The 5486-nt window shown below is 63.9% G+C and carries 6 protein-coding genes; 2 read left to right on the forward strand and 4 right to left on the reverse strand.

The window, feature by feature from the left end:
- The first annotated feature begins 62 nt into the window (after window positions 1-62).
- A complete protein-coding gene (locus Rhe02_RS49040; protein ID WP_203915483.1) occupies window positions 63-977 on the forward strand; it encodes an NAD(P)H-quinone oxidoreductase in 915 nt (304 codons plus the stop codon).
- Here the strand turns inward: Rhe02_RS49040 and Rhe02_RS49045 are convergent.
- The 3 genes from Rhe02_RS49045 to Rhe02_RS49055 form a co-directional block, all read right to left on the reverse strand.
- Window positions 871-1659, reverse strand: coding sequence for a glycosyltransferase family 2 protein (locus Rhe02_RS49045; RefSeq protein ID WP_203915484.1), 789 nt, complete (start codon window positions 1657-1659; stop codon window positions 871-873). The two genes, Rhe02_RS49040 and Rhe02_RS49045, sit on opposite strands and share 107 nt — an antisense overlap.
- Window positions 1660-1745: 86 nt before the next feature.
- Window positions 1746-2651 carry a rhomboid family intramembrane serine protease gene (locus tag Rhe02_RS49050; protein ID WP_203915485.1) on the reverse strand — a complete coding sequence of 302 codons (906 nt, stop codon included), beginning with the start codon at window positions 2649-2651 and terminating at the stop codon, window positions 1746-1748.
- A gap of 10 nt (window positions 2652-2661) precedes the next feature.
- Window positions 2662-3201 (reverse strand): peptidylprolyl isomerase, encoded by a 540-nt coding sequence (locus Rhe02_RS49055; protein WP_203915486.1) that lies wholly within the window; start codon window positions 3199-3201, stop codon window positions 2662-2664.
- Window positions 3202-3337: 136 nt separating this feature from the next.
- On the opposite strand from Rhe02_RS49055, the gene Rhe02_RS49060 reads away from it, so the two are divergent.
- Window positions 3338-4006, forward strand: coding sequence for a hypothetical protein (locus tag Rhe02_RS49060; protein WP_203915487.1), 669 nt, complete (start codon window positions 3338-3340; stop codon window positions 4004-4006).
- A gap of 1 nt (window position 4007) precedes the next feature.
- Here Rhe02_RS49060 and Rhe02_RS49065 read toward each other — a convergent pair whose 3' ends face one another.
- The gene (locus Rhe02_RS49065) at window positions 4008-5141 is read right to left on the reverse strand and encodes a magnesium and cobalt transport protein CorA (RefSeq protein ID WP_203915488.1); all 1134 of its coding nucleotides are present in this window, start codon (window positions 5139-5141) and stop codon (window positions 4008-4010) included.
- Window positions 5142-5486: the final 345 nt, after the last annotated feature.

Here is a 5486-nt window from a genome sequence, read left to right on the forward strand (position 1 = left end):
CAAGACCGCCGCCATCGGCCACTAGGCGAACCCTCCGAGAGCCGAAATACTACCGTGTCCATGTGTACGCGATAACGATCCCCGCGCCGGGGGAGATGGTTTGGACGCAGGTGCCCGATCCGCAGCCTGGGCCGGGTGAGGTGGTGGTGCAGGTCAGGGCGAGCGCGGTCAACCGGGCTGACCTGTTGCAGGTGGCTGGGCTTTACCCGCCGCCGCCCGGGGCGCCGGAGTATCCGGGGCTGGAGTGCTCGGGGTTGACCCCGCAGGGGGAACAGGTCTGCGCGTTGCTGGCGGGGGGCGGTTATGCGGAGCAGGTCGCTGTGCCGCGGGAGCATCTGCTGCCGGTACCCGACAAAATTGGTCTTGAAGAGGCGGCCGCCTTGCCGGAGGTTGCCTGCACGGTGTGGTCGAACCTGACCATGGTCGCGGGGCTGACAGCCGGCGAGACCGTGTTGATTCACGGGGGCGGCAGCGGCATCGGAACTTTCGCGATTCAGTATGCCAAGGCGCTGGGGGCCGAGGTGGTGGTGACGGCTCGGAAGGCGAAGCATCCGGTGCTGGTGACGCTCGGGGCGGACAGGTGCATTGACTACGAGAATGAGGATTTCTCGCAGGTCCGCGCCGATGTGGTGCTCGACATCATGGGGGCACCCTATTTGGAGGGCAACGTCAAGGCGCTCAAGACCGGCGGAAGGCTTGTGGTGATTGGGTTGCAGGGCGGCCGCAAGGCCGAGCTTGATTTGGGGGCGTTGCTCGCCAAGCGAGCCACCGTGGTCGGCACCACCCTGCGGACAAGACCAAAAGAGCAGAAGACCCAAATCATTTTGGGGGTACTGAATGACGTGTGGCCCAGAATCGAGTCAGGCGAAATCAGGCCCGTGATCGATCGGAGGATTCCGCTTTCTGAGGCTGCTGCTGCTCACCGGTTGGTCGCGGCGAATGAGCACGTGGGAAAGGTACTCCTGACGCGGCCTTGATGGGGCGGAGGCGTTCGCGGAAGAGGATCCAGAGCGCCTCCACACCGTCCTTCCACGTGATCTTTTTGCCCTCTTCACGCGTGCGGGCGGTGTAGCTGATCGGGATCTCATAGGGGCGGATCTTGCGGCGCAGCAGCTTGCCGGTGACTTCGGCTTCCATCCCGAACCCGCGTGCCTTGACGTTGAGCGAGCGGTAGAGCTCAAGCGGCATCAGCTTGTAGCAGGTTTCCAGATCGCCGATGTAGGAGTTGAACATGACGTTGGCGGCCAGCGTGACGCCCTTGTTACCCATCACGTACCAGAACGAGTAGGCCGCGTGACCGCCGAAGGTGCGGTTGCCGTAGACCACGGCGGCCTTGCCGTCGAGGACCGGCTGCAGCAGGCGCGGGATGTCCTTGGGGTCATACTCCAGGTCGGCGTCGAGGATGACCATGTAGTCGCCGTCGGCGGAGGACACCGCGGTGCGGATGGCCGCGCCCTTGCCCAGGTTTTTCGGGTGGTGCACGGCACGCACCCGCGGATCGTCACAGGCGTCGAGGATTTCCGCCGTCTGGTCCTGACTGCCGTCGTTGACGACCACCAGCTCGACGTCGCACGGGTACTCCACGGAGAGAGACTGTTTGAGTGCCTCGCCGAGCCGGACCTCTTCGTTATAGACCGGCATCAAGATCGAAAGCTTCACTGACTCTCTCCATGGTGAGCATCAAACATCGGCCCGAGTCTAGTCGGAAGAGCAGGTAGATCGCACGGACCGGGCAAACCAGGCGTTTACCTGCTCAGCGACAGGGCGAGGGTAATCGCCATGAGCCCTAAAAACGTCGCTACCAGCACCAATGTTTGAACAAGCGTGCGATGTTCACGCGGCGCGTAAGCCAGACCGGCACCGACGATCGCGCCTGTGACCAGGCCACCGAGATGGCCGGCGATCGATATACCGGGGATGGTGAAGGTGAGCACCACATTGATGACAATGATAGGGATCACGGCGGAGGCGTCCCGGCCCAGCCTTCTCAGGATGAGGAAGTAGGCGGAGAACAGACCGTAGATCGCGGTGGAGGCGCCAGCGGAAAGTGTGTCCGGCGCGAACAGGTCGCAGGCCACATTTCCGCCCAGCCCAGCCAGCAGGTAGAGCGCCCCGAACCGGATCGGGCCCAGTGCGGCTTCCAGCGACCGCCCCAGCACCCACAGCGCGTACATGTTCAGCGCCAAGTGGATGATCCCGTAGTGCAGGAACATCGCGGTTACCAGGCGGTAGTACTCCCCGCCGTCGACCCCGCCGTAGCCGATGGGGATCAGTGACCCGTCATTCGCCTCCACCAGACCGGAACCGTTGACCGCGCCCCAGATGTGCAGGTCGGTTATCCCGCCGGTCAGCGCGCGTCCCTTGGTCATCACCAGTACCAGGAGGAAAACGGCCACGTTGAGCGCCATGAGCGCTTTGGTGACATAACCGTGCACGCCGGCCGCAGAGCCACCGAAATGGGTGAGAGCCTGCCGCTGGGTGCGTTTGCCCTCGGCCACGCACTCCGGGCACTGGTGGCCCACCGAGGCGACCACCATGCAGTCGGGGCAGATCGGCCGGTCGCAGCGCGTGCAGCGGATGTAGGTCTCCCGCCCAGGGTGGCGGTAGCAGGTCGGAACGGACGGCTCACTACCCGAGGCGGGAGAACTCATGTGTGCGAGATTAGCGCTCGATCTCAACTCGCTCGATGGTGATGGGCTCCAGCGGACGGTCCGAGTGGTCGGTCGGCGCCTTGGCGATCGCCATGACCACTTCCTCCGACTCGGCGTCAGCGACCTTGCCGAAGATGGTGTGCTTCATGTTCAGCCAGCTGGTCGCACCGACCGTGATGAAGAACTGAGAGCCGTTGGTGCCGGGGCCGGCGTTGGCCATGGCGAGCAGGAACGGCTTGTCGAACTGAAGCTCAGGGTGGAATTCGTCGCCGAATTCATAGCCGGGCCCCCCGGTGCCCTTCCCCGTCGGATCGCCGGTTTGGATCATGAAACCGTCGATCACCCGATGGAACGGGGTGCCGTCGTAGTAGGGCCCGGTGATGGGTTGCTTGGTCCGCGGGTCGCTTGCGCCCTCCTTCGTCCCCTCGGCCAGCTCGGCGAAGTTGCGAACCGTCTTGGGAGCGTGGTTGGGAAACAATTCCAGGCGGATCTGGCCTTTGCTGGTATGCAGGACAGCCTTCTTGGCGTCGGCCACGGTCCTTCTCCTCATATTCGTGGGCAGGTTACCCACGGATTCTCCCATGTGCCCGTTTGAACAGCCCCTGGCAGGGCAGGATGGCTAAGGGGGTAAAGGCGGGTGCTAGGCGCAGCCGTCTTCAAGGCAAGGGGAAAAGGGGGCGGGATAGATGCTGGGCTTCCACAAGAAGACGCGCTCGGAGCTCATGCGCGAGGAACTCGGTTCCAGCTGGGAACATTTCCTTCAGGCGGCCACATATGCGGCCAACGGCGTCGGCTCGACAGTCGGGCCGACCACGAGCAAAGCTCGCGAGATCGCCGCGAAAAGCTGGGATTCCACCGCTGCGACGGTCGCACCGTTGGCGGAGGCTTATCGCCACGGCGCAGCCGATGCACAGGCTGCCGCGTTGAAGCTCGCGAAGAAGAGCAAGAAAACGGCGAAGGGAAAGCAACAGATGTCGAACAGAAAGACAGGCATGCTGATCGGACTGCTCGTGGCGGGTGCCGCCGTGGGCGCCGCAGGAGCGCTTGTCATGCGCCGGCGCAGGAAGCAGCAGTGGGCTGACTACGACCCGTCGGACTCATTCGACTCGATGTCCTCGGACGCGCGGGCCATGCTCGACAAGGCCAACTCGAAGGCGGACCGGGCCATGGACAAAGCGGCTCAGCACGCCGATCGGGCGATGAACAAGACCGCCGACAAGATGGAATCGGCGGCCTCGTCAATGCGGAAAACGGACTTCAAGTCGAAGGCGGACGACGCTTCGGACGCGATCAGCAACGCGACCGACGAGCTCGGCTCAAAGTACTCGTCGGTCAAGCACAACTCGCGACCGTGAGCTAGAGCCAGCCGTTGCGCCGCAGCGCCCGGTAGAGGCCGAAGGAAATCGCGAGCATCACCGACATCATGAACGGGTAGCCGAATTTCCAATCGGTCTCCGGCATTATCTTGAAGTTCATGCCATAGACTCCCGCGATCGCGGTCCAGACAGCCGCGATCGCGGCCCAAGAGGCGATCTTGCGCATGTCGTTGTTCTGATCGACCGTCACCTGGGCCAGCCGGGCCTGCATGATCGAGATCAGCAGGTCATCGAAGGCGTTGACCTGTTCAGCCACCCGCGCCAGGTGGTCCTGGACATCACGGAAGTACTTGCGCAGCTCCTTGGAGATCTGCGGGGTGTCGCTGATGATGCTCAGCATCGGGCGCTGCAACGGCAAAACCGCGCGCTTGAACTCGACCAGCTCCCGCTTGAGCTGATAGATGCGCTGCATCCGGCCGCTCGACTGGGGGTTGCGGGCGAAGACCGCCTCCTCGAGCACATCCACATCCTGGGTGATGCCGTCGGTGGCGTGCAGGTACAGGTCCACGACGTGGTCCATCACGCCATAGGCCACCGCCCACGGGCCCTGCTTGAGCAACTCCGGCTTGAGCTCCAACCGCTCCCGCACCGGGCGCAGCCGGCAGGCGTCGCCGTGCCTTACGGAGATGACGAAGTCATCGCCGAGGAGCAGCATGATCTGACCGGTCTCGATGACCTCGGAATGCTCGGTCAGCTCGGCGTGCTCGACATAGCGGGCCGTGCGCAGCGCCAGAAAGTGGACCTCGCCGAACTGTTCCAGCTTGGGCCGCTGGCCGGCGTTGACCACGTCCTCCACCGCCAGCTCATGCAGCTCGAAAGCCTCGGCGATGCCTTTCATCTGTTCCGCCGTGGGGGCGTGCAGTCCTAACCAGACAAACGCGCCGCGCTGCTCGCGGGCGAACTCCAGCGCCTTGCGATAGTCGAGGATTTTCTGCTGCTGCCTGATTCCGTCCACATAGAGGGCGCAATCCACGATGGCTTCGTGTTCCACCGCGGGTATGGGTTGGGAGGGGCGATCGGAGTCGCCGGTCAGTATTCGCACGGCACGCGCCGGCAGCGCCAGGGCACGGGTGAACCGGCCAGGCTCTTCCCTGAAGTTCTCGTCGCCAACCATGACTCGCCTCCTTCCGAGCAGGTGCCGCATCGTGTGGGCACTCAGCAAGGGTAAGGGTCGCAGCGCGCATGGGCACTAACGCAATCCGGTTGCGCCGGGTGGACCAGCCGCATTCGGGGGGATGGAGGCGGCCGGTCCACCCGGGCCGAAGGCGACATTCGCCTTCGGAATGGAACGCACCCGGGGTGGGGGTGGGTAGCGCTCCGTCAAGCAAGAGATGGAGTTGCGTCTGCAAGGAGTTGGTCGAATTGTGATGCGTGCATCGATGTGAAGGAAGTCGACGGTTCTGTCGGTTTCCTGACAGCAATACTGGCGCGTGCGAAGCAACGCGCGGGCAGCGCCGCC

Source organism: Rhizocola hellebori (assembly GCF_016862955.1).
GTDB lineage: Bacteria > Actinomycetota > Actinomycetes > Mycobacteriales > Micromonosporaceae > Rhizocola > Rhizocola hellebori.

Excerpts from the sequence above, each read along its gene's own strand:
- Rhe02_RS49050 (WP_203915485.1), bottom strand. The coding sequence starts at position 2,651 with ATGAGTTCTCCCGCCTCGGGTAGTGAGCCGTCCGTTCCGACCTGCTAC.
- Rhe02_RS49055 (WP_203915486.1), bottom strand. The coding sequence starts at position 3,201 with ATGAGGAGAAGGACCGTGGCCGACGCCAAGAAGGCTGTCCTGCATACC.
- Rhe02_RS49060 (WP_203915487.1), top strand. The coding sequence starts at position 3,338 with ATGCTGGGCTTCCACAAGAAGACGCGCTCGGAGCTCATGCGCGAGGAA.
- Rhe02_RS49065 (WP_203915488.1), bottom strand. The coding sequence starts at position 5,141 with ATGGTTGGCGACGAGAACTTCAGGGAAGAGCCTGGCCGGTTCACCCGT.